Raw genomic sequence first — 21,786 nt, 5'->3', positions numbered from 1 at the left:
ATCGTCTCAATGCGCGGACACGTATTCGTGCAACTCCGAGAGCCACGCCTGCTTTTGCTGATCGGATGCGAATGAGGCGACAAAACCGTTCCCTGCAATCTGCACAAGCTCTTCGCGGGACAACTGCAGCGCCTCAGCCGTCGCCAGAAAGTTGTTGTTCATGTAGCCACCGAAATACGCCGGGTCGTCCGAGTTGATCGTCACGCACAGCCCGGCCCGCAACAGGCGCGCCAGATTGTGCTCGCGCAGGTCCTTGACCACACGGAGTTTGAGGTTGGATAGCGGACACACCGTCAACGGCACGTTGTCGCTCGCCAGTCGCCGCATCAGTTCCGGGTCTTCTTCCGAACGCACGCCATGATCGATGCGTTCCGCCTTGAGCGCGTCGAGCGCGCCCCACACGTAGGGCGGAGGTCCCTCTTCGCCGGCATGCGCTACCGCGTGTAAGCCGAATTCACGCGCCTTGGCAAAAACACGGGAGAATTTTTCAGGTGGATTCCCGACCTCGCCCGAATCGAGCCCAACCCCGATCCAAAGATCAGCATAAGCCTCGCGTAACGGCAACGCGGCTTCGAGCGTTGCAAGCGCCTCTTCCTCCGAAAGATGACGCAGGAAACAGAGGATCATCCGGCTCGAAAAACCGTGCTGCTCCCTTGCGTCACGCAGAGCGCGGGCAATCCCGGCAAAAACCGTCGCCATCGGAACACCTCGCTCGGTATGCGTCTGCGGGTCGAAAAACAACTCGGCATGACACACGTTGTCTGCTCTGGCGCGCTGAACGTAAGCCGCTGTCAGATCGTAAAAATCCTGCTCGGTCTGCAACACGGCCGCTCCCGCGTAGTACAAGTCAAGGAAGGATTGCAGGTCGCTGAAATTGTAGGCGGCGCGAACGGCCTCAACGGAAGCATACGGCAACGTCACGCCATTACGCTGCGCCAGTGCGAACATCATCTCGGGTTCCAGCGATCCCTCGATGTGCAGGTGCAACTCGGCCTTGGGCAGGCCGCAGATGAAATTGTGCATTTCCATGCCTGTGTTCGCTTAATACGAGCCGCCTTGCGGCGCCAGATTCTCGAAACGCGTGTATTCGCCGAGGAAGGCCATGCGCACGGTACCGATCGGGCCGTTACGCTGCTTGCCGATAATGATTTCGGCCGTGCCCTTGTCCGGCGTATCGGGGTTATAGACCTGATCGCGGTAGATAAACATGATCACGTCGGCATCCTGTTCGATAGCGCCGGATTCGCGCAAGTCGGACATGACTGGCCGTTTGTTGGGGCGCTGTTCGAGCGAGCGGTTCAACTGTGACAGCGCGATCAGTGGCACGCTCAGTTCCTTGGCCAACCCCTTGAGCGAACGGGAAATTTCCGAGATTTCCGTCGCCCGGTTCTCGCCCCCCCCTTGGTTGGCGGATGACATGAGCTGCAGATAGTCGATCACGATCAGCCCGAGCTTGCCGCATTGGCGATGCAGCCGCCGCGCCCGTGCGCGCAGGTCGATCGGGTTCAATGCCGGCGTTTCGTCGATGTAAATCGGCGCTTCGTGCATCTTGCCGAGCGCAAAGGACAGGCGCGACCATTCATCATCGTTCAGCCGCCCGGTACGCACGCGGTGCGCATCGAGCTTGCCGACCGACGACAACATACGCATCGCGAGCTGCGCGCCACCCATTTCCATCGAGAAAACAGCGACTGGCAGCCCCACTTCGATGGCCACGTGCTCGGCGATATTCAATGCAAAAGAGGTCTTACCCATCGACGGGCGGCCGGCAACGATCAGCAGATCGCCAGGCTGAAGCCCGGAGGTCTGCGCATCGAGGTCGTGGTAGCCGGTTGGCACACCGGTGATATCAGAGGGATTATCGCTGTCGTGCAATTCCTGGATGCGCTCGACAACCTGCGTCAAAAGCGGGTTGATATGCTGGAAGCCGGACTGGTGGCGAAAGCCGGATTCGGCAATCGCAAAAACTTTTGCCTCGGCCTCGTCGAGCAGCTGTTTTGGATCGCGCCCGAGCGGATTCAATGCGCTGTCGGCAATCTCATCGCCAGCCGACACCAATTTACGCAAAATCGCACGTTCGCGAACAATTTCCCCATAGCGGCGGATATTGGCGGCGGACGGCGTATTGGCGGCAAGCTCGCCAAGATAAGCCAGACCACCACTCTCTTCGCCCTCGGCCGACTGTTCGAGACTCTCCGCCACGGTGATGACGTCGACCGGCTTGCTGCGTTCAAGGAGTCTCCGGATGTGGCGGTAAATCCGCTTGTGTTCGTCGCGGTAGAAATCCTCTTCGCCAACCAGGTCCGCGATCTTGTCGAACGCCGCGTTATCAAGCAACAGGCCGCCCAGAACGGACTGCTCCGCTTCGATCGAATGCGGCGGGATGCGCAATTGCGCGATGGCAGGATCAACCTGGAATTTCTTCGAATTTGAAGAAGCAAACGGCTTGGCCATATATCTTCCGGAAAGCGGTGGTAAGCGGGCAAGTCTAACGCTAGACTTGCCACCTTGGCGGCTGCAAAACAAAAAAGCCTTGCACGCTGGCAAGGCTTTTTCCGGTGCCGAATCGGCACATCCTTGAAACTACTGGATTACTGTTCGCCGACTATGACAACCTTGATGTTTGCCAGAACGTCGGTATGCAAAGAAACTTCCAGCGACGTTTCGCCGATCACTTTCAGCGGACCCATCGGCATGCGAATGGAAGACTTCTCGACATCGAACCCCATCGCCTTCAGGCCGTCGGCAACGTCGTAATTGGTCACGGAACCGAACAGACGGCCATCGACACCCGCCTTGCGAGCGATAGTCACAGCAATACCTTCGAGCTTTTCGGCAAAAGCCTGGGCGGCTGCCAGCTTCTCGGCTGCGGCCTTCTCGAGCTCGGCGCGCTTGGCTTCAAAGTCCTTCAGGGCAGCCGGCGTAGCACGCTTGGCCTTGCCTTGCGGGATCAGGAAGTTACGGGCGTAGCCATCCTTCACCTTGACGAGGTCGCCAAGGTTACCGAGATTGACGACTTTTTCCATCAGAATAATTTGCATCGTCGTTTCCTCTCTTATTACTGGTGGTTGTCGGTGTAGGGCAGGAGGGCCAGGAAGCGTGCGCGCTTGATGGCAACAGACAGCTGGCGCTGATAACCAGCCTTGGTACCGGTCAGACGAGCCGGCATGATCTTGGCGTTTTCAGCGATGTATTCCTTGAAAACATCCACATCCTTGTAGTCGATCATCTCGACTTTTTCAGCCGTGAAACGGCAGAACTTGCGGCGCTTGAACGCACCACCGCCACGTTTCTTGACGTTCTTATCATCCTTCTTCTTGAAGAACTTACCCATTTTGATTTCCTTCTGCAAATTCGATCGTTGTAATGTGCACTCTCAACTGTTTGCTGTTCTGGCTTCGCGAAGCCAGAAAACCGGTCACATTCAGCACAACTCCGGGAGCTGCACCCTGAAGCCAGTTAGCTGCGTCGCCAAGGGCAATCGCTTGTACGTGGCAAGCAACCCGCCTTGGACTCCCGGCCTCCACCTGCTCCGACTGGTGTTCAAGCACACATTCGGTCACTGGCACGCCAGCCGGGGTAAATCGCAGCGCCTTGCGCTCGATCAGGGTTCCGCTGAGTTCGATCCGGTTCAGTCGAGCCTCGACAATCAGGCGGCCGTTTCGGCTTCCGTACTGCCTTCAGCGGCTGCTTCTTCAGAAGCGGCGGCCATCATCGACTTGGACTTTTCTTCCTTCATCATCGGCGACGGGGTGGTCACGGCCTTCTTCATCTTGATGGTCAGGTGACGCAGCACGGCATCGTTGAACTTGAAACCATGTTCGAGTTCGGCCAGCACTTCACCATCACACTCGATGTTCATGAGAACGTAGTGAGCCTTGTGCAGTTTCTGGATCGGATAGGCAAGCTGACGACGGCCCCAGTCTTCGAGGCGGTGAATCTGGCCTCCGTGCGAGGTGACGAGCGTCTTGTAACGCTCAACCATCGCCGGAACCTGCTCACTTTGATCAGGATGGACGATAAAAACAATTTCGTAATGACGCATGAACGCTCCTTACGGTTAAAGCCCCCCGCCATGCGAACGGTGGAGCAAGGTTGAAAAGCCGGCCATTCTAGCCGACTTGCAGCAGGCAAGGCAACGCTTTTGCGACCTGCCTGCTTCCGGGAATTCGGCAACGTGCTAACGATTAACGCAATCCGAGAACTTCCTGCATGTCAAACAGGCCATTCGCTTTCTCGGCGAGGAAGCGCGCGGCACGCAGACTTCCCAGCGCGTAGGGCATGCGGCTCCCCGCTTTGTGGCTGATCTCGACACGCTCGCCGGTGCCGCAATACATAACCGTGTGATCGCCGACGATATCGCCCCCGCGCACGGTGGCAAATCCGATCGTAGATGGATCGCGCTCGCCGGTTACGCCTTCACGCCCGTAGACGGCACACTCCTTGAGGTCGCGCCCAAGTGCCTCAGCAATGACTTCGCCCATGCGCAAGGCTGTACCGGAAGGCGCATCGATCTTGTGCTTATGGTGGGCTTCGACGATTTCGATGTCGTAACCCTGATTGAGGATGCGGGAAGCCGTATCGAGCAGTTTGAAAACCAGATTGACGCCAACACTCATGTTGGGCGCAAAAACAACGGGGATCTCCGCTGCCGTTTCTGCAATGACCTGCTTTTCCTCGTCGGAAAAACCGGTTGTACCGATCACGATGGAAACCTTGTGGCGACGACAAAACTCGAGATGCTCGAGCGTCCCTTCCGGACGCGTGAAATCGATCAGACAATCAGCCTTGGCGATTCCTGCTTCCGCATCGCTCGTCACCGGCACGCCGCACGGCATCCCGACAAGCTCACCGGCGTCCTTGCCAATCGCCGGCGTTCCCGGTTGATCGATGGCGGCAACGAGTTCCGCCCTCTCATCCTTGAGAGTAGCCTCGATCAACATCCGCCCCATGCGCCCACTGGCGCCGACAATTGCAATCCTGATTGCGCTCATATCAAAGTCCCATGTTTTCCATCATTTTGCCGAAGAACCCTTTTTCCTGAATGGGCGGCGCAACCGCATCATCCGGAACCGATCCGAGGTCGATTTCCCGCATCTTGTTCTCCGTACCAGCAACCGGATCACCCGCCTGAGCCGCCTCCACGTCACCCGAAACGCGGACTAGGCGATCATTCTCATCAAAAAAAACGGCGAACTTGCGCATTTCCACTTCGCCGGTACCCTTCTGCAAGCGGTACACATAATCCCAGCGATTGACATGGAACATATCGATCAGCACTGGTGTGCCAAGAGCGAAACGCACCTGGTCCTTCGTTAATCCCGGCTTGAGCTGAGAAACCATTTCCTGCGTCAGCACGTTGCCTTGCTGAACGTCAATCCTGTACTCGCTAACAAGGCGCGGCACCGACGAGCATCCAGAAACAGCCACCAAGGAAAGAAGGACAACACTAAAAAATCGACAACAAATCATGTTGAGGATGATTCCAGATAAGAAAGTGGGAATACGGAAGCGCCATATAAAACAAAGCGAATGCGTACGCGACGAAATATGAACTGAAGTTCATAAAGCGTGTCTTGCGGTATATCATAACCGAAACAATGCCTCCTTTCCTTGCCTACCCAGCCTAGACATGAGCAAATCCAACGAACTGAAAAGCATGGGGCTTAAAGCCACGTTTCCCCGCATCAAAATTCTCGAGCTCTTTGAGAAGGCTGAGCCGCGACATCTGACGGCAGACGACGTTTATCGCATGCTTCTCAGTGAAAAGATGGACATTGGCCTGGCTACCGTCTACCGGGTTTTGACACAATTCGAGCAAGCCGGGCTACTCGAACGCCACCACTTCGAATCCGGAAAGGCCGTTTTCGAAATCAAGGCAAACCATCACCATGACCATCTCGTGTGCCTGAACTGCGGCCGGGTCGAAGAATTTTTCGACGAAGAAATCGAACGCCGTCAGAAAAAGATCGCCAAGGAACGCGGTTTCGTCATCCAAGAGCACGCGCTGTACATCTACGCCGAATGCATAAAGCCGGACTGCGAGTATCGCAAGAAGGTCGAAGAGATGGAAAAAGGCGCTTCCTGACGTACCAGCACCGAACCGCTTAATGCACGTAGTACTCGACACAAATGTCGTGATGGACATGCTCCATTTCGACGACCGGCATACTCGCCCCTTGCATGACGCTGCAACAAAGGGCGACATCAGCTGCTTCACCGACACCGAGTGCCTGGCCGAACTCGAACGCGTCACCACTTACCCGGAGTTCAAGCTCGACGAAGCCAGCCGCGCCGTGTTGATGGAGCGTTACAGGCAGTTCGTCAATCTCTGCGAATACACGGGCGAAGAATTCGGCGACCTGCCGCGCTGCCGCGATGCGGACGACCAGAAATTCCTGATTCTGGCTGCCCGCTGCCGGGCCGACCTGCTGATCACCCGCGACAAGCAGCTATTGAAACTGGCCCGCCGCCGCGGACTGCGCCCGCCATTTGGCATCGTCACGCCCGAAGCGGCCTGCCAGCTACTGCAACTTGCGCCGGAAAACCCAGCGCGACGCCTCTGACGCCGACGCGTCAAACGCATATCCTTCGCTGTCGAACGCCAGCAGACCAGACGGCTCAACAATCTTCCGCAGCACGGCAAAACGCGCCATCAAACCGCGCGCCCGTTTGGCATAGAAACTGACAACCTTGTACCGGCCGCCACTCCAGTCTTCGAAAACGGGCTGAATGACCGGAACACTCAGTTTTTTGGCCTTGACCGATCTGAAATACTCCTCCGAAGCCAGGTTGACCAGCGCCGGCTCCCTGGCATCGGCGACGGCGACGTTCAGCGCATCGACAATCCGCTCGCCCCAGAAGGCGTAGAGATCCTTGCCGCGCGAATTGACCAGGCGGGTTCCCATTTCGAGACGGTAGGGCATGATCAGGTCGAGCGGACGCAGCACGCCGTACAAGCCGGAGAGGATACGCAGATGACTTTGCGCGAATTGCAAATCCCCGGCGCCAAGTGAAGGCGCGCCCAACCCCTCGTAGACATCCCCGTTGAAGGCGAAAACCGCCTGTTTGGCCACCCCCGGCGTAAAGGGAAGCGACCATTCCGCGTAACGTCGGGCGTTGAGCGCGCCCAAGGGATCGCTGATGCCCATCAGACTGGAAATATCTGCAGGCGAAAGCAGCCGCAACTGCTCGACCAGCAGACGTGCCTGATCGAGAAATTCGGGCTGCGTGTATTCGGGCAAAGTCGGCGGCGTTTCGAAATCGAGCGATTTTGCGGGAGAAATAACGATCAGCATGTCCAGAACGAAAACAAAAAGGAAGTTGTCATTTGTTAGGATTGTATTCGACCGATCAAGAAGTTCACCGTTCCGGAGGAATCATGGAAGCGATGGAGCACGCATTAGGCCGGTTTGCCGATCCGGCTGCCGACCCCGCCGAACCATTCATTCACCTGACCGACACGCTACGTCCAAGCGACCCGAAAGATTTCGACACAGCACGGCGAAACATCCATGCCTTGTGCTTCATCCTGAGCCGCCAGCCGGAAGCACGGACGCACGTTCGCGACACGCTGCTTCGACTGCTCGCCACCTACCGGCACACCGAACTCTACACGCTGACCGGCATCCTCCCCAACACCGGATTCTTCAGCGAACTGTTCCGCCGTATCGGTCACAAACTGCTGCCAGAGGTTGCCGAACCCGGCCAGCTACGCACATTTTTGCGCCAGGTTTTCCACCGCCCCGGCGACCGCCACTGGGTTCTCGGCGTCGGCGAAGAAGCGTGGCTGCAGTTGGTTCACTCGCTGCGTTTCGACGATGCGCGACCGGATGTGCCCGATCCCGCGCTGCCCCGCCCGATCGCCGAAATCCTGCGCTCGCTGAGTTTTATTTCGCACTGGATAGCCGCCATCGGCATGGAACCGGAACTCCTGCGTCTCGAACCCGCGCTGGAAACATTCGGTTCGCCCTTCGTCACGCAAAACAGCGAACTGACCGAATACATTGAAAGCTACCAGTCGCACTGGCGGCAAACAGCACCCAATAGTGCTGAAGACACCGGCAACCGGGGGGCGATCGACGACAAGCACCTGCGCGTTCTCTATGGCCAGTGCCGGCAGGTCATCGAACGCATCCGCAAGCGCGCCGGACGCGAAGGCACCAGCATCCGGCTGACCTACCATCTGCAACGGCTGCAGCAACTGCTCCGACGCAGCGAACGACTGCTCGACATCGCCGAAGCGTTGCGTCTCGACCCGGATGGCGAAACGCCTTATCCGGCCATCGTCACCCTGTTTTCCCGGCTGGTCCAGGACGAATGCCTGCACAACAACCTGCGCAAACACTGGCGCCAAAACATGGAGCTGATCGCGCTACGCGTCACCGACAACACACGCGCCCACGGCGAGCACTACATCACGGAGAGTCAGGGCGAATACCGCGCCATGGCCCGTTCGGCCATGATCGGCGGCTGCATCATTGCCTTCATGGCCTGCCTGAAACTCTGGCTGACCAAGGCTGACCTGCCACCGCTGACCGGCGCCCTGCTCTTCTGTCTCAATTACGGGCTGGGCTTTTGCCTGATTCACATCCTGCATGGCACGGTCGCCACCAAACAGCCGGCGATGACGGCCAGCGCCATCGCCGCCTGCATTGGCGAGACAGGCGGCAAATTACGCAATATCGACAACCTCACTTGGCTCATCGCACGCACCGTACGCAGCCAGCTGATCGCCATTCTCGGCAACGTCGGCATTGCCGTGCCGCTGGCCGGGCTGATCGCCTACGCCGTCTTCACGCTTACCGGGGAGCCTTTTGTCAGTCCCGAAAAGGCAAACCACCTATTCGAGGAACAAAGCCTCGTGCACAGCGGCACCGTCTTCTACGCAGCAATTGCCGGTATCTGCCTGTTCCTGTCCGGCCTGATCAGCGGCTATTTCGACAACTTCGCCGCCTACAACCGTATTCCGACGCGGATTATTCAGCTCGCCTGGCCCAGGCGACTGCTTGGCGAAGCGCGCATGCGGCGCATCGCCACCTACATTGGCGACAATCTCGGCGCACTTTCGGGCAACTTCATCTTCGGCTTCCTGCTCGGCGGAACAACGATTTTCGGCATTCTGTTCGGATTGCCGGTCGACATTCGCCACGTTGCGTTCTCATCGGCCTTTGTCGGCATCGCGCACGTGGGCCTCAACTTTGTGCCCGAATTCTGGACATTGCTCTGGGCCGTGCTCGGCGTTACCGCCATCGGCTGCATCAATCTGGCGGTCAGTTTCGCCCTGGCGCTCAATGTGGCATTGCGCGCGCGCCAGATCACCGAAACACCGTGGCGAGCGATCGGCATGGCCGTACTGCGCCATTTGATTCACCAACCGCGGGATTTTTTCCTGCCGCCCAAGGGCGAAACGCCGTAATCCAGCCATGGGGGCGACAAAGAAAACGTGCCTGACAACATGCGCGGACGTCCTATTGCCCGCTCGCCTTGCTACAATCCCCGGCTATTCCGCTCTACAGGCCTTGCCATGAAACGCAATCGCATTACCTCCCGCAAACGCATGTCGTCCGACGCCACCGAACTGGGGCGTCTCGCCATCTGCCTCGCCGAATCGGGCGGCAAACTGGAGAAAAGCTTCTGGGAAGAGCAACTGGCGGGATTGATCGACAAATCGCTGCATGAAAGCGCCGAAGACGACCTGAATGCCTCGCTCGACCGCCTGTTCGACTCGCATGCCGCCGCCCACGACGCACTTGCCGACATGATCGAATCGCGCGTCGAATCGTGTGTTTTCCCGCACCAGGGGCAGGACTTCGACATCCTGCTGTTCAATGCGCCGATCCTCGCCTGGTCGCGCTTTTCGATACCCGCCGGCACGATCCCGAAGAGCACACTTGACAACCTGAAAGTACATCTCGGCGCCCATGTCTTTTCGGCCGGCGCGCAGATTGCCCTTGTTGATTACCTGTTCAGCCCTGACCAACTGCCGCGCAGTTTCGTCGACACCTGGCAGCTCATGCGCAATCTCGGTAACGCTGCCCTGCAGAACAACACACTGCAACTCGACGTCGCCTCGCTGCCCGAAACCAATCCGTTCCTGTCCGACACCCGGTACCTCCTCGGCGCTATTGCTGTCCCCCACGGGACAGCGCTGTTCCGCTGGAACGAAACGGACGACGTGACGCGCGAAAGCGCCCTCAAGGAGTGGGTCAAGCAAGGCAGCCCATGCATTGAACCGCTGCTGACCGGTTGCTCCTTCCAGGCATTGCTGGCCGACGCCTACCATGCGGCCTGCCGCACTGCCGATATCGCCTCGCGCCCCTATTCGCTGCGCGCCTCGGTCGCCTTTTTGCAGACCACTCTTGGCAAGCCAGCCGAAACTCTGCGAGCCGTCATTGGCGGCTTCCACGACAAGCGCCTGGAGGAATACCGCATCGGTTTCGGCCCGCGCGAGAATGACAACATCGTCCACGGCGTCATCTGGCCATTGCTCGGCGCCGAAGACGAAAACACCGATGTCGTCGGCGAAGTCGAGACGATCCTGCGCGAATCGGGGATCAAGGAAATCATCGTCCACGACCAGCAGTTCCCTTTCGAATTCTGCGACGACTGCGGCGCCCCGCTCTACCCCAACGCCGAAGGCGAGACGGTGCACGCCGAACTGCCCGACCCGGAGACGCTGCCCTCGCAAACCCTGCACTAACCCTGCACAGATTGATTCCCATGAGCGACATCACCAGCAACGCCGATCTCCTCGAACGCAGCCTCAAGGCTGTCTGGCATCCCTGCACGCAAATGAAGCAGCATTCTGGCGGCCGGGGCGCCGAGTTGCCGATGATCCCGATCGCCCGCGGCCAGGGTGCCTGGCTGTACGATTTTGACGGCAGGCGTTATCTCGACGGCATCAGCTCCTGGTGGGTCAATCTCTTCGGCCACGCCAATCCGCGCATCAACGCCGCCCTGCGCGCGCAACTCGACGAACTCGAACACGTCATCCTCGCCGGTTTTACACATCGGCCGGTCGTCGAGCTCTCCGAACGCCTCTCTGCGCTGACCGGCGGCAAGCTCGGCCACTGCTTCTACGCCTCCGACGGCGCCTCGGCGACAGAGATCGCGCTCAAGATGTCGTTCCATAGCTGGCGCAATCGCGGCCGCGACAAGAAGCAGAACTTCCTCTGCCTTGAAGGCAGCTACCACGGTGAGACGGTCGGCGCGCTGGCCGTCACCGATGTTGCCATCTTCAAGGACGCCTACGCGCCGCTCGTGCGCACCGCCGCCACCGTGCCGACGCCCGATGCCCGCAAAGCCGAACCGGGCGAAACGCCGGCCGACGTCGCCCGCCGCGCTGCCGCCGCGCTCGAACGACACTTGGAAACGCACCACGAAAGCATCGCCGCGTTCATCGTCGAACCACTGATCCAGTGCGCCAGCGGCATGGTCATGTACGACCCCGAATACCTGCGCCTCGCCCGCGCCCTGTGCGACCGCTACGAGGTCCATCTGATCTGCGACGAGATCGCCGTCGGCTGCGGCCGCACCGGCACCTTTTTCGCCCACGAGCAGGCCGGCATCAGGCCCGACTTTTTGTGCCTGTCGAAAGGCATCTCCGGCGGTTACCTGCCGCTGTCGATCGTGCTCACCACCGACACGGTTTACGAATCCTTTTACGACGACGCCACGGCGCGCGGCTTCCTGCACTCGCATTCCTACACAGGCAATGCGCTGGCTTGCCGGGCGGCGCTGGCGACGCTCGACATCTTTGCCAAAGACAAGGTGCTGGAGCAGAACGTCGCCCGTTCGCAGAAACTTGCGGCCGCGCTCGCGCCGCTCGCCGATCACCCGCAGGTCCGCCATTTCCGCCAGCGCGGCATGATTGTCGCCTTCGACGTCATCAGCGACGATCCGAAGTTCTCGCGCCATTTCTACCGTGCGGCACTGGAACAGGAGGCGCTGACCCGCCCGATCGGCCACACCGTCTACGTGATGCCGCCGTACATCGTCGACGACACCGAAATCGACCACCTGAGCCGCGCCATCAAGGTCGCGATCGACACCACGCTCACCTCATGATCTGGGAAGAACTCGAACACAGCCTCGCCGACCTCGACCGCGACGGCCTCAAACGTCGCCGCCGCACGCTCGAAGCGCCGTGCGGACCGCTCGCCTGCGTCGACGGGCGCGAACTGATCAGCTTTTGCAGCAACGACTACCTGGGGCTGGCCAGCGATCCGGCGCTGATCGACGCCGCCTGTGCGGGAGCACGCGAATGGGGCGTCGGCAGCGGTGCCTCGCACGTCGTCAGCGGCCATCTGCTGCCCCATGAAACGCTGGAACAGCGGCTCGCCGCGTTCACCGGTTTCGAGCGCGCCCTGCTGCTGACCACCGGCTACATGGCCAACCTCGCCATCGTGCCGGCGCTGGTCGGACGCGGCGACGCCGTCTTTGCCGACAAGCTCAACCATGCCTCGCTGATCGACGCCGTGCAGCTTTCGCGCGCCGAACACGAACGCTATCCACATGGCGACCTCGCCGCGCTGGAGCGACTGCTCTCCGCCAGCCAGGCCAAGCGCAAGCTGATCCTCACCGACGCCGTCTTCAGCATGGACGGCGACGTCGCGCCACTGCCCGAACTGCTCGCCCTCGCCGAACGCTTCGACGCCTGGCTGGTGATCGACGATGCGCACGGCTTCGGCGTCCTCGGCGAACACGGGCGCGGCAGCCTCAGTCATTTCGGCATCGCCGCCCACCCGCGCATCCTCTACATGGGCACGCTCGGCAAGGCCGCCGGCGCCTCCGGCGCGTTCATCGCCGGCTCGGAAACGGTCATCGAATGGCTACTGCAGCGCGCCCGCACCTACATCTTCACGACCGGTTCCAGCCCGATCATGGCCTGCGCGCTGCTCGCCAGCCTTGACCTGATCGAGAAGGGCGACGACCGGCGGCGCCATCTGCGCGACCTCACGACCCAGTTGCGCGACGGGCTGGCTGGCACACGCTGGCAACTGATCCCGTCACCCACTGCCATCCAGCCGATCATCGTCGGCGACAACCACGAGGTGGTTCGCATCGCCAACGCCTTGTTGGAACGCGGTCTCTGGGTACCCGCCATCCGCCCGCCGACGGTGCCGAAAGGCAGCGCCCGCCTGCGCGTGTCGCTTTCCGCGGCACACACCAGCGCCATGGTCGGCCAACTGATCGGCGCATTGCAGGATCTGGCATGAAGCCGCCGATACTCGCGCTCATCCACGGCTGGGGATTGGGCCGTGCGGCTTGGACGCCGGTTGTCGATGCGCTGGCTGCACGTCAGATCGACGTGGTTTGCGTCGATCTCCCCGGCTATGGCGGCACACGCTGCCTCACGGAAGATTTCACCGCAACGGCACGTGCGCTCGCCGATTCACTGCCCGAAAACTGCGTTATTTGTGGCTGGTCGCTCGGGGGAATGCTGGCGCTGGAAGCGGCGCGTATCGCCCCTCAACAGGTCGGCGGACTGGTACTCGTCGGATGCACCCCGTCATTCACCCAGCGTTCCGACTGGCCGTGCGCCCAGCCGCCCGAGCTTCTGCAGAGTTTCTGCGAGGCCATCGCAACGGATGCCCCCGCCACCCTCAAGCGATTCTTCGGCCTCGTCAATCAGGGCGATACCCATGCGCGTTCGATCAGTCGCCTGATGGCCAAGCCGATACTGTCGGCACAACAACCGGACACGGCCACGCTGCTCACCGGCCTGCACTGGCTACGCGATGTTGATTTGCGCCCGCACATCGCCTCGATAGCGGCTCCGGCACTGATCATCCACGGCGACACCGATCCGCTGATGCCGCTCACCGCCGCCGAATGGCTGCGCAAAACACTGCCGCAAAGCCGGCTGGAGGTTTTCTCCGGCGCCGCCCATGCGCCCTTCCTTAACGATCCCGAACGTTTCGCCGCCCTGCTCGGCGATTACTGCCATGCCCTCGCACGTCATTAAACAGCGCGTCCGCGAGTCCTTCGATCGCGCCGCCTCCTCTTACGATCAGGCGGCCATAGTCCAGCGCACGGTCTGCCAGCGCCTGCTCGAAGAACTCGACCCGACATCGTTCGTCGCGAAAAACAAGGCGCATGTCCTCGATGCCGGCTGCGGAACAGGCTACGGGGCGCGCCTCTTGCGCGAGCGCTGGCCGAACATTTGCATCACTGGCATCGACTTCGCACCGTCCATGCTCAAACTCGCGAACAGCGACGTCGAAAGCTGCATTGCCGCAGATATCGAAAAGCTGCCGCTGACCACAGCCAGCATCGACCTCTGGTGGTCAAGCCTTGCCATCCAGTGGTGCCATCCGAATGCGGTGTTCGCAGAGGCCGCGCGCGTGCTGAAGCCGTCCGGGCAAATTGCCTTCAGCACGCTTGGATCGGGCACATTCCGCGAGCTTGACAAAGCGTTCGCCCAGATCGACCGGCATCGCCACACGCTGACGTTCGTGACCCCGGAAGTTCTGCACGCGGCACTGGAACAGGCAGGATTTCGCGATATCCGCCTGCTGCGTGAAACGCACACGGTGCATTACCCGGATCTCAAATCGCTGCTCAAGTCCGTCAAGGCCATCGGCGCACAGAACGTCGGCCACGGTGGTCGCAACGGCATGCTCGGACGCCACGCCTGGAAAAAGGTCGAAGCCGCTTACGAGCGGCACCGCACCCCGGCCGGCCTCCCGGCCTGTTACGACGTCATCCTTGGTTACGCCACAAAATGAGTACTCAGACCGTTCCTGCCTGGTTCATCGCCGGCACCGACACCGAAATCGGCAAGACATTCTCGACCTGCGCCCTCCTCCACTTGCTCACCACGCGCGGAATCAAGGCGATCGGCATGAAGCCGATCGCCGCCGGAACCGGAAGCGACGGCAAGAACGACGACGTCGAACAAATCAGGCACGCCTCAAGCGCACAGGCAGCCTACGATTTGATCAACCCCTACCTCTTTCAGCCAGCCATCGCGCCGCACATCGCCGCCGCCGAGGCTGGCCAGGAGATCAATGCGGAACGGATCGTGACGGCCTTTACGGCCTTGCGCGGACAGGCGGAAGCGGTTCTCGTCGAGGGCGTCGGGGGCTTTTGCGTACCGCTGGGGCCGGACTTCGACACGGCCGATCTGGCCGTCAAACTCGGGCTCCCCGTCATTCTGGTTGTCGGGATGCGCCTTGGCTGCATCAATCACGCCTTGCTCACGCAGGAGGCGATCGCCGCCCGCGGACTGAAACTGGCCGGCTGGATCGCCAACCGGATCGATCCGGCCATGTCGCGTTTCGACGAGAACCTCGCCGCACTCAAGGAACGCATGCACGCCCCGCTGCTCGGGATCATTCCGGCCAACAGTACGCCGGAAGAAGCTGCCGACCGGCTGACCTTGCCCGATCAGCTGCCCGATCGACGACCTTGTTAGCCGCCGAGTTCACCGGCTAACCGGTCAAGCGTATCGACCACGATATCGGTAAGGCGGTCGGCCCCGGCGAGTTCGCCCGTCGCCGCCAGTTGTTCCAGTTCAAACGCCACCCGGCGCCCCGTTTCGCAGGCCAACGCGGCAAAAACGCTTTTGACCGTATGCGCCTCACGTTGCAAGGTCGCCGTATCGCTTACCGCGAGCGCCTCCTGCAAGGCCTGACAATAGGACGCTTTTTCCTCCTGGAAAACCATCGCCATCTCGTTGAAGAGGGTCTCGTCGCCACCCAGTTGGGCAATCGCCTCGCCGCGATCGTAAAGCGCCACGCCGTTTGTCATGTGTCACTCCAGAAGATTTGAGAAAGAACTGGTCAGACTTCGTTGAAGGCTACCGCGAGCCCCCACGCATCTGCGGCAAAAGAGGCTTCGTCGCCATCTTGATAGCGCTCGTGAATCAGCCGCACCTCGCCCCACGAATCAAGGAATGCTTCGACGCAGCGCGGGTCGAAATGCTTGCCCGCGCCGTCCAAAATCTGGGCTTGCGCCTCATCAAGCGACCATGCTTTTTTATACGGTCGCTCCGAAGTCAGCGCGTCAAACACATCCGCGACGGCGACAATGCGCCCGAACAGCGGAATCGCGTTTCCCGATACGCGGTGGGGATAGCCCGAGCCGTCGAACTTCTCGTGATGCGAGACGGCAATCGTCGCCGCCGCCTGCAAGACGACCGACTCGCTGCCCTTCAGCAGCTCGTAGCCGATCGCCGCGTGTCGTTGCATCAGCCCCCATTCATCGGAGGTCAACTTGCCGGGCTTGAGCAGGATGTGATCGGGCACGCCGATCTTGCCGATGTCGTGCATCGGGGCAGCGCGCAGGATCAGATCCTGCTGATCCTGTGGCAAATCGAGATTCGCCGCGATCAAGCGCGAATAGTGCGCCATGCGCTGAATATGCGCACCGGTCTCCGGGTCTCTGAACTCGGCCGCACGCGACATCCGGAACAAGAGTTCCTGCTCGCGCGCACGAATGGCGGCCGTCGCCTTGCCCACCTCCTCGGCCAGCCATGCCGCCTTGTCGGCGAGCTTCTGGCGATTGGCCTCGTGCAGGAGCATGTTGCTGACCCGCGCCGAGAACTCGATGCGGTCAATGGGCTTGTTGAGGAAATCCGTGGCCCCCTGCTGCAAGGCCTCGTAGCGCACTTCCTTGTCATCGTTCGCCGTAATCATCAGCACCGGCGTGTCTTCGCAGCCGTCAACGGCACGCAAGCGCCGGATGAACGCGACGCCGTCGAGTTCCGGCATCATGTAGTCGACGATGACCAGATCGGGACGATGCTGCTCACACCAGCGCAATCCTTGCGGCGAATCGAGAAACAACACCGGCTCGCAATTCCCGAGCTTTTTCACAAGAACGCTCAACAGGGTGAGGTTGATTTCGCTGTCATCAATGATGGCAATCCGGTTCATAGAACATCCCCGATCAAGTGGGCGGAGTATAGCAAGACAAACATGCTGGCGGTCTTATTGGCACCCGACAACGCCTTCGCCACAGCTGGCGACAAAAGCTTCGATTGCGTCGACCAGCTGCACGACCTCCGCCTCCAGCGCGTCGACTCGTCCTGCCAAGTCAGCGCTATCGACCTGTTGCGCCGCCTGTTCGATTTCTCTGGCCAGAGCGACAGCCGGTTGGGCGCCAAAGATGGCCAACGAACCGCGCAGTGCATGCGCCACCATTTGGACGGCCGCGAGATCACCCGCCTCGACGCCTTTGCGCAGCTTGCCAATATCCACCGTGTGTTGTTTGAGAAACGGTTCCGCGACGATCAACGCCACCTCGACGTCGCCCGCCCGAATGCCCGTCAGATAATCGAATCGGGAACAGCAAAGGACGCAGGCCGCATCGGTGTTGTGCGCGATGCTCTCGCGGTCGGACACGCCGTCGACCGCCCCGGATGGCGAATCGTGTGGCTTTCCCATGCCGAACCGCCACAGAACGCGCTGCAGTTCGTGTGGCGTAATCGGCTTGGACAGATAGTCATCCATGCCGGCGGCCAGGCAGGCCTCGCGATCGCCCGGCATGGCATTGGCGGTCATGGCAATCACCGGCACGTGTGGCAGGTCGCGGTTACGCTCATGCTCGCGAATATGGCGGGTCGTTTCGATCCCGTCCATATGCGGCATCAGCATATCCATCAGGATCACGTCGAAATGATGCCCCGGCAGCATGATCTCCAGCGCCTGCTGGCCATCTCCGGCGACGATCACCCGATGTCCCCAGCGTTCCAGCAGATCGACCGCCAATTTCTGATTGACCGGATGATCTTCGACGAGCAGCACATTCAGCGGCTTTTGCTCTCCGCCAAAGGCATGGCGATCAAGCATCCGTGCATCGCCGCCCGGCAAACGCGTCTGCATGACGCGCGCCAAAGCCTGCAACAATTCGTCGCGCATGACGGGCTTCGGCAGATAGGCCGAAAGGCCGATTTCACGGCAACGCTGGGCGTCGCCCTTGATGCCGCCGGAAGTCAGCATGACGACGCGGATTGTGGCGCATCCGGGCAACGCCAGAACCTGCTGGGCGAGCGTAAAGCCATCGGTTCCCGGCATGTGCCCATCGACAATCATCGCTTCGAATGGAACCGTCGCTTCCCCGTTTGCAAACAGCTCGAGCGCCGACTCGGCCGAGCCGGCCTCGGCAACGAACGCCCCCACTTCCTGCAACAGACGTTTGACGACCAGGCGGCTCGCCGCATTATCGTCAACAACGAGCACCGGCAGCCCCGCCAGGCTGACATTGCAGACAGGCATGCGCTCCTGGATTCCGACCGAGCTGTAGCCGACCGTAAAATGGAAAGCGCTCCCTTGGCCGTGCTCGCTCTGCACCCATATCCGCCCGCCCAAGGCCGCCACGAGGCGCGATGAAATCGTCAGCCCGAGGCCGGTTCCTCCATATTTGCGGGTGATCGACCCATCTTCCTGGGTAAAGGCTTCGAAGATCGTTCCGAGTTTTTCTTCAGGAATACCGATGCCGGTGTCGATGACCGAAAAACGCAGGTCACAGGCGGCCTCCGTTCGGCGCTCGACCGCGATACGCAAGACGACTTGCCCCTTTTCGGTGAACTTGATGGCATTGCCGAGCAGGTTGAGCAGAATCTGCCGCAGACGCCCCGGATCGCCGAGAACGAAAACCGGCACGTCCGGCGCCAGGTCACACACCAGTTCAAGACCTTTGCTGCTCGCCCGCAGCGCCAACGTCTTGAGGGCATCGCCCACGGTGCGCCAGAGGTTGAACGAAATAGTTTCGATCAGCAACTTGCCGGCTTCGATCCGGGAGAAATCGAGGATATCGTTGATGACGGTGAGCAGCGCTTCCGACGACGATTTGACGATCTGCAGGTATTCGCGCTGTTCCTCATCGAGCGCCGTATCGAGCAAGAGGTCCGTCATGCCAACGACACCATTCATCGGCGTGCGAATCTCATGACTCATATTGGCGAGAAACTCGGATTTTGCGCGACTCGCCGCTTCCGCCGCCTCCTTGGCCTGCCGCAACTCCTCGGCAACCCGTTTGGCTTCCGTGATATCAGCTAGGTAGCCGTTCCACAGAACCGCGCCATCGGGCAGCAGTTTCGGCCGCGATTCCGCGTGCACCCAGGCGATTTTTCCCGTCTTTTTGTGGATCAACCGGAAGTCGTGCGACCACATCGCCATCGAGACCATCGATTCCCGGATCGACGCTTCCAGCGCGTCGCCTTCGTCCGCGTGAAACAGCGAAAAGAGGGCGTTAACATCGCCCATCGCTTCGCTTGCCGTTAATCCGCAAATATGTTCGATATTCCGGCTCATGAACGGAAGCGAATGCTTTCCGTCCAACGGTCGCACGTATTGGTAGACCGCGACCGGGATATCGTCGGTGACCTCACGCAGACGCGCGTCGGCTTCCTTCAGTTCGGTCACATCCTGCCAGATGCCCGTGAGCACCGCAGCCCCATCCTGAGCCGGTTCCGACTCGGGGACGACTTCACCGTGCAGCCAGCGGATCGCACCATTGGGCAGCCGGACACGATATTCATCCCGCCACTTCGACCCCGCTACGGCCGCCTTCTGCAACCCATCGCGGACATGGTCCCGATCATCCTCAACGACCTGCAGGATCGCCAACGAGGCGTCGGCGAGCAATGCCTCTGGCTCGAGTCCCCGGACATCGCGGACACGCTCGCTGACGAACGTGTAGCGCCACTCGCGGCCGTCCTTGATTTCGAGCTGAAAAACAACACCCGGGACGGTGTTCGTAATGTGCCGCAGCCGCTCCTCCGCCGCCTTGATCGCGGCTTCCTGAGCCTTGCGCAGGCTGATGTCGGAACGAATCGAAATGTACTGATAGGGGATTCCCTGCGCGTTCAGAAACGGCACGATGCTCGCATCAACCCAGTACAGCGAACCATCGCGCGCCCGGTTGCAGACTTCGCCATGCCAGACCCGCCCGGCCTTGATCGTCGCCCACATGTCTGCATAAAGCGAAGGTGGGTGAATGCCCGATTTCACGATGCGGTGGCTCTGTCCCAGCAGTTCCTCGCGCGAATAGCCGCTGATCCGGCAGAACTTGTCGTTCGCGTAAGTGATCTTGCCATTGACATCGGTCATGCTGACGATGGCGTGTTGATCGAGCGCAAACATCTGGTTGGACAGATCGGCCAGCACTTTTTGCAACTCGCGCTGGCTTTCTTCGTGCAGGGCAACCAGATCGGCCATCAGGCGCGAGAGTGATTCAAGATTTTCGTCGGCGGCGAGCGTATTTTTCAGCCCCACATCGCGCATCAGGCTGATCGCCGTCTGCCGTAGCGAATCCATGGCGCGCCGACGACTGTCGAGTTCATTGTGCAAACGCTGATTGGCGGCGAAAAGTTCGTCCGAACTCAAATCGAGCCCCCGCGTTTTCAGTTCGAGGTCGCGATCGTTCTGCTCGTAGGCAGCCCCCACCCGGTCGAAAAATCCACCGAGGCCAGTCAGCAGACTCGCCGCGTCGGACGACATTCCCCCGTTGACTGCAAGCTGTTTCAACTCATCGAGGACACCGGCCACGCATGGGGCCTCGACGCCCAGGGCCCGTTTGATCTGGCGCGCGAGGAGCTTATGCATCGTGTTCGTCAAGATACGCCACCATGACGGTCTGATTGTGCAATCGACTGGATGACGTATCGCTCATCGGGCAGATTTCGCCGAACGAGAAAAATCCGGTGAGGGTCGCGCGGCCGCCAAACACTTCGGCCACAGCCTCCACTTCCTCTTCAGCTCGCTCCCCCATCACCAGTTTGCGGCCAACGCACGTCACCATCAGAGCCAAACCGCCGGTCGCCGCCCCGGCCATGGCCCGTGCCATGGCTTGTGCTTTTTCCGCCGCTCTTTCCGCCGCATCGAGCAATTTGTCGGTACTCGCATGCATGAGACGGAAATAGCCGTCCGGCTTTATTTCGCCCGCCAGCCTGAGGCTGCCGTCCGCTTCGTTCACGCCGAGGATGCTCCGGATGAGCCCGATTTCATCACGGTTTTTATCGAGCATCGCCAGCGGAAAATATTGCCCCGACAGCGGCAAATCCCGCGCATGCTCGCCCAGATAGCGCTTGTAGATATCAAGCGCCGGCTCGCCATCGAGCTCATAAAGAATGTTGCCGGCGCTTCGTGTCGCATGCCGCATCGGACCAAACGGTGACCAACCGCCACCGAAGCCCCACCCCACACGGAGTTTCTCACCATAAAGGCCTAACGCAACCACGACTCGCTCATCGCTCTGGCGACTATCGGAAACGATGGTCTGCATTGCCCCGTCAATCTTGCTGGCCAACCCGCCGAGCAGCGGAATCGCCGTTCCGAGCACAGAACTCATGCCGTCGAGGAGTGCGGCACCATTGATGCCGACGCCTTGTCCGAACAACAGCACGGCGCGCAGCCCTTCCTTGGGCAACTGCACCGCCAGCCGTTTCCCCGCCTCATACGAATCTTCGCGTCCAGCCAGACGAGTCGACATCTCGACGAGGTCCGAATGTTCAAAACGCACCGCCGTGACGACACAACGTCCACTCACGACACCGCGCGCAGTCAATCCGGCCGCCGCCGAACACCCGAGGCGAAGCGCTTTGGGGAAATATTCGCCGAGCCTGGCAGCAATCCCGCCAAGCTTCTCCGCGGGACCGAACGTCAGCAATAAATCGGGGTCAATGGCGAACAGCGGCAATAACGCGTCGGGCTGAATGCAATTTTCTTCAATAACTGTTTGGGCAATGCGCAATTCCGTCTCCCTGATGTCCGGAATCAGACTGATATGGAAATAGTTTTTATCGTCGGACACGCCTCAAGCCATGGACAGTATCCG

Annotated in this window: 22 protein-coding genes; 9 read left to right on the top strand and 13 right to left on the bottom strand. The window is 60.4% G+C overall.

Annotated features, from left to right (window positions below; all coding sequences use genetic code 11):
• Positions 1-6: 6 nt before the first annotated feature.
• The 8 genes from GH659_RS10785 to GH659_RS10750 all read right to left on the bottom strand — a co-directional run bounded on the left by GH659_RS10785 (position 7) and on the right by GH659_RS10750 (position 5,358).
• The gene (locus GH659_RS10785) at positions 7-1,029 is read right to left on the bottom strand and encodes an adenosine deaminase (protein WP_153111411.1); all 1,023 of its coding nucleotides are present in this window, start codon (positions 1,027-1,029) and stop codon (positions 7-9) included.
• A gap of 12 nt (positions 1,030-1,041) precedes the next feature.
• Positions 1,042-2,454 carry a replicative DNA helicase gene (dnaB, locus tag GH659_RS10780; RefSeq protein ID WP_153111410.1) on the bottom strand — a complete coding sequence of 471 codons (1,413 nt, stop codon included), beginning with the start codon at positions 2,452-2,454 and terminating at the stop codon, positions 1,042-1,044.
• 137 nt (positions 2,455-2,591) lie between these two features.
• Positions 2,592-3,041: a 50S ribosomal protein L9 gene (gene rplI, locus GH659_RS10775; RefSeq protein WP_153111409.1), complete on the bottom strand. Its 450-nt coding sequence runs from the start codon at positions 3,039-3,041 to the stop codon at positions 2,592-2,594.
• Between the two features lie 17 nt (positions 3,042-3,058).
• Complete coding sequence (rpsR, locus tag GH659_RS10770; RefSeq protein WP_153111408.1) at positions 3,059-3,334, bottom strand: 30S ribosomal protein S18; 276 nt, start codon at positions 3,332-3,334, stop codon at positions 3,059-3,061.
• Complete coding sequence (gene priB, locus GH659_RS10765) at positions 3,327-3,626, bottom strand: primosomal replication protein N (protein WP_281349745.1); 300 nt, start codon at positions 3,624-3,626, stop codon at positions 3,327-3,329. Before priB ends, rpsR begins: the two co-directional genes overlap by 8 nt.
• A 23-nt stretch (positions 3,627-3,649) precedes the next feature.
• Positions 3,650-4,045, bottom strand: a complete 396-nt coding sequence (gene rpsF, locus GH659_RS10760; RefSeq protein ID WP_153111407.1) for a 30S ribosomal protein S6 — start codon at positions 4,043-4,045, stop codon at positions 3,650-3,652.
• A gap of 142 nt (positions 4,046-4,187) precedes the next feature.
• Positions 4,188-4,994: a 4-hydroxy-tetrahydrodipicolinate reductase gene (dapB, locus tag GH659_RS10755; protein ID WP_211364203.1), complete on the bottom strand. Its 807-nt coding sequence runs from the start codon at positions 4,992-4,994 to the stop codon at positions 4,188-4,190.
• 1 nt (position 4,995) lies between these two features.
• A complete protein-coding gene (locus tag GH659_RS10750) occupies positions 4,996-5,358 on the bottom strand; it encodes an outer membrane protein assembly factor BamE (protein ID WP_246167811.1) in 363 nt (120 codons plus the stop codon).
• A 274-nt stretch (positions 5,359-5,632) separates the two neighbouring features.
• On the opposite strand from GH659_RS10750, the gene fur reads away from it, so the two are divergent.
• Together fur and GH659_RS10740 are read left to right on the top strand one after the other, a co-directional pair.
• Positions 5,633-6,088: a ferric iron uptake transcriptional regulator gene (gene fur / locus GH659_RS10745; protein ID WP_153111405.1), complete on the top strand. Its 456-nt coding sequence runs from the start codon at positions 5,633-5,635 to the stop codon at positions 6,086-6,088.
• A 22-nt stretch (positions 6,089-6,110) separates the two neighbouring features.
• A complete protein-coding gene (locus GH659_RS10740) occupies positions 6,111-6,566 on the top strand; it encodes a putative toxin-antitoxin system toxin component, PIN family (RefSeq protein ID WP_153111404.1) in 456 nt (151 codons plus the stop codon).
• Here the strand turns inward: GH659_RS10740 and yaaA are convergent.
• Entirely contained in the window at positions 6,525-7,298 is a 774-nt protein-coding gene (gene yaaA / locus GH659_RS10735; protein ID WP_153111403.1) for a peroxide stress protein YaaA, read from the bottom strand. The two genes, GH659_RS10740 and yaaA, sit on opposite strands and share 42 nt — an antisense overlap.
• Before the next feature lie 83 nt (positions 7,299-7,381).
• Between yaaA and GH659_RS10730 the strand changes: the two genes are divergently transcribed.
• The 7 genes from GH659_RS10730 to bioD all read left to right on the top strand — a co-directional run bounded on the left by GH659_RS10730 (position 7,382) and on the right by bioD (position 15,421).
• Positions 7,382-9,418, top strand: coding sequence for a site-specific recombinase (locus GH659_RS10730; protein WP_211364202.1), 2,037 nt, complete (start codon positions 7,382-7,384; stop codon positions 9,416-9,418).
• Positions 9,419-9,526: 108 nt separating this feature from the next.
• Positions 9,527-10,702 carry a DUF2863 family protein gene (locus GH659_RS10725; protein ID WP_153111402.1) on the top strand — a complete coding sequence of 392 codons (1,176 nt, stop codon included), beginning with the start codon at positions 9,527-9,529 and terminating at the stop codon, positions 10,700-10,702.
• Positions 10,703-10,722: 20 nt separating this feature from the next.
• Complete coding sequence (gene bioA / locus GH659_RS10720) at positions 10,723-12,069, top strand: adenosylmethionine--8-amino-7-oxononanoate transaminase (protein ID WP_153111401.1); 1,347 nt, start codon at positions 10,723-10,725, stop codon at positions 12,067-12,069.
• Positions 12,066-13,220: an 8-amino-7-oxononanoate synthase gene (bioF, locus tag GH659_RS10715; RefSeq protein WP_153111400.1), complete on the top strand. Its 1,155-nt coding sequence runs from the start codon at positions 12,066-12,068 to the stop codon at positions 13,218-13,220. The genes bioA and bioF overlap by 4 nt, the downstream gene beginning before the upstream one ends.
• A complete protein-coding gene (locus GH659_RS10710; protein WP_153111399.1) occupies positions 13,217-13,969 on the top strand; it encodes an alpha/beta fold hydrolase in 753 nt (250 codons plus the stop codon). The genes bioF and GH659_RS10710 overlap by 4 nt, the downstream gene beginning before the upstream one ends.
• Positions 13,893-14,732, top strand: a complete 840-nt coding sequence (gene bioC, locus GH659_RS10705; protein ID WP_246167810.1) for a malonyl-ACP O-methyltransferase BioC — start codon at positions 13,893-13,895, stop codon at positions 14,730-14,732. Before GH659_RS10710 ends, bioC begins: the two co-directional genes overlap by 77 nt.
• Positions 14,729-15,421 (top strand): dethiobiotin synthase, encoded by a 693-nt coding sequence (gene bioD / locus GH659_RS10700; RefSeq protein ID WP_153111397.1) that lies wholly within the window; start codon positions 14,729-14,731, stop codon positions 15,419-15,421. The genes bioC and bioD overlap by 4 nt, the downstream gene beginning before the upstream one ends.
• On the opposite strand, the gene GH659_RS10695 is transcribed toward bioD, so the two are convergent.
• Genes GH659_RS10695 through GH659_RS10680 form a run of 4 tightly spaced genes read right to left on the bottom strand, consistent with a single transcriptional unit; the run spans position 15,418 to position 21,762 of the window.
• Positions 15,418-15,756 (bottom strand): Hpt domain-containing protein, encoded by a 339-nt coding sequence (locus tag GH659_RS10695; protein ID WP_153111396.1) that lies wholly within the window; start codon positions 15,754-15,756, stop codon positions 15,418-15,420. The two genes, bioD and GH659_RS10695, sit on opposite strands and share 4 nt — an antisense overlap.
• A 32-nt stretch (positions 15,757-15,788) precedes the next feature.
• Positions 15,789-16,883, bottom strand: coding sequence for an HD-GYP domain-containing protein (locus GH659_RS10690; protein WP_153111395.1), 1,095 nt, complete (start codon positions 16,881-16,883; stop codon positions 15,789-15,791).
• 54 nt (positions 16,884-16,937) lie between these two features.
• Positions 16,938-20,555 carry a response regulator gene (locus tag GH659_RS10685; RefSeq protein WP_153111394.1) on the bottom strand — a complete coding sequence of 1,206 codons (3,618 nt, stop codon included), beginning with the start codon at positions 20,553-20,555 and terminating at the stop codon, positions 16,938-16,940.
• Positions 20,548-21,762: an FIST signal transduction protein gene (locus GH659_RS10680; protein WP_211364201.1), complete on the bottom strand. Its 1,215-nt coding sequence runs from the start codon at positions 21,760-21,762 to the stop codon at positions 20,548-20,550. Before GH659_RS10680 ends, GH659_RS10685 begins: the two co-directional genes overlap by 8 nt.
• Positions 21,763-21,786: the final 24 nt, after the last annotated feature.

The sequence above is a fragment of the Propionivibrio limicola genome, from assembly GCF_009469695.1.
Taxonomy (GTDB): domain Bacteria; phylum Pseudomonadota; class Gammaproteobacteria; order Burkholderiales; family Rhodocyclaceae; genus Propionivibrio; species Propionivibrio limicola.
Note: the sequence above shows the minus strand (reverse complement) of the source record. Positions and strands in the feature narration are given on the sequence as shown.

What these genes read in the sequence shown, in the direction of transcription:
- GH659_RS10785 (WP_153111411.1), bottom strand. Translation starts at nt 1,029, where the DNA reads ATGGAAATGCACAATTTCATCTGCGGCCTGCCCAAGGCCGAGTTGCAC.
- dnaB (WP_153111410.1), bottom strand. Translation starts at nt 2,454, where the DNA reads ATGGCCAAGCCGTTTGCTTCTTCAAATTCGAAGAAATTCCAGGTTGAT.
- rplI (WP_153111409.1), bottom strand. Translation starts at nt 3,041, where the DNA reads ATGCAAATTATTCTGATGGAAAAAGTCGTCAATCTCGGTAACCTTGGC.
- rpsR (WP_153111408.1), bottom strand. Translation starts at nt 3,334, where the DNA reads ATGGGTAAGTTCTTCAAGAAGAAGGATGATAAGAACGTCAAGAAACGT.
- rpsF (WP_153111407.1), bottom strand. Translation starts at nt 4,045, where the DNA reads ATGCGTCATTACGAAATTGTTTTTATCGTCCATCCTGATCAAAGTGAG.
- dapB (WP_211364203.1), bottom strand. Translation starts at nt 4,994, where the DNA reads ATGAGCGCAATCAGGATTGCAATTGTCGGCGCCAGTGGGCGCATGGGG.
- fur (WP_153111405.1), top strand. Translation starts at nt 5,633, where the DNA reads ATGAGCAAATCCAACGAACTGAAAAGCATGGGGCTTAAAGCCACGTTT.
- GH659_RS10740 (WP_153111404.1), top strand. Translation starts at nt 6,111, where the DNA reads ATGCACGTAGTACTCGACACAAATGTCGTGATGGACATGCTCCATTTC.
- yaaA (WP_153111403.1), bottom strand. Translation starts at nt 7,298, where the DNA reads ATGCTGATCGTTATTTCTCCCGCAAAATCGCTCGATTTCGAAACGCCG.
- GH659_RS10730 (WP_211364202.1), top strand. Translation starts at nt 7,382, where the DNA reads ATGGAAGCGATGGAGCACGCATTAGGCCGGTTTGCCGATCCGGCTGCC.
- GH659_RS10725 (WP_153111402.1), top strand. Translation starts at nt 9,527, where the DNA reads ATGAAACGCAATCGCATTACCTCCCGCAAACGCATGTCGTCCGACGCC.
- bioA (WP_153111401.1), top strand. Translation starts at nt 10,723, where the DNA reads ATGAGCGACATCACCAGCAACGCCGATCTCCTCGAACGCAGCCTCAAG.
- bioF (WP_153111400.1), top strand. Translation starts at nt 12,066, where the DNA reads ATGATCTGGGAAGAACTCGAACACAGCCTCGCCGACCTCGACCGCGAC.
- GH659_RS10710 (WP_153111399.1), top strand. Translation starts at nt 13,217, where the DNA reads ATGAAGCCGCCGATACTCGCGCTCATCCACGGCTGGGGATTGGGCCGT.
- bioC (WP_246167810.1), top strand. Translation starts at nt 13,893, where the DNA reads ATGCGCCCTTCCTTAACGATCCCGAACGTTTCGCCGCCCTGCTCGGCG.
- bioD (WP_153111397.1), top strand. Translation starts at nt 14,729, where the DNA reads ATGAGTACTCAGACCGTTCCTGCCTGGTTCATCGCCGGCACCGACACC.
- GH659_RS10695 (WP_153111396.1), bottom strand. Translation starts at nt 15,756, where the DNA reads ATGACAAACGGCGTGGCGCTTTACGATCGCGGCGAGGCGATTGCCCAA.
- GH659_RS10690 (WP_153111395.1), bottom strand. Translation starts at nt 16,883, where the DNA reads ATGAACCGGATTGCCATCATTGATGACAGCGAAATCAACCTCACCCTG.
- GH659_RS10685 (WP_153111394.1), bottom strand. Translation starts at nt 20,555, where the DNA reads ATGCATAAGCTCCTCGCGCGCCAGATCAAACGGGCCCTGGGCGTCGAG.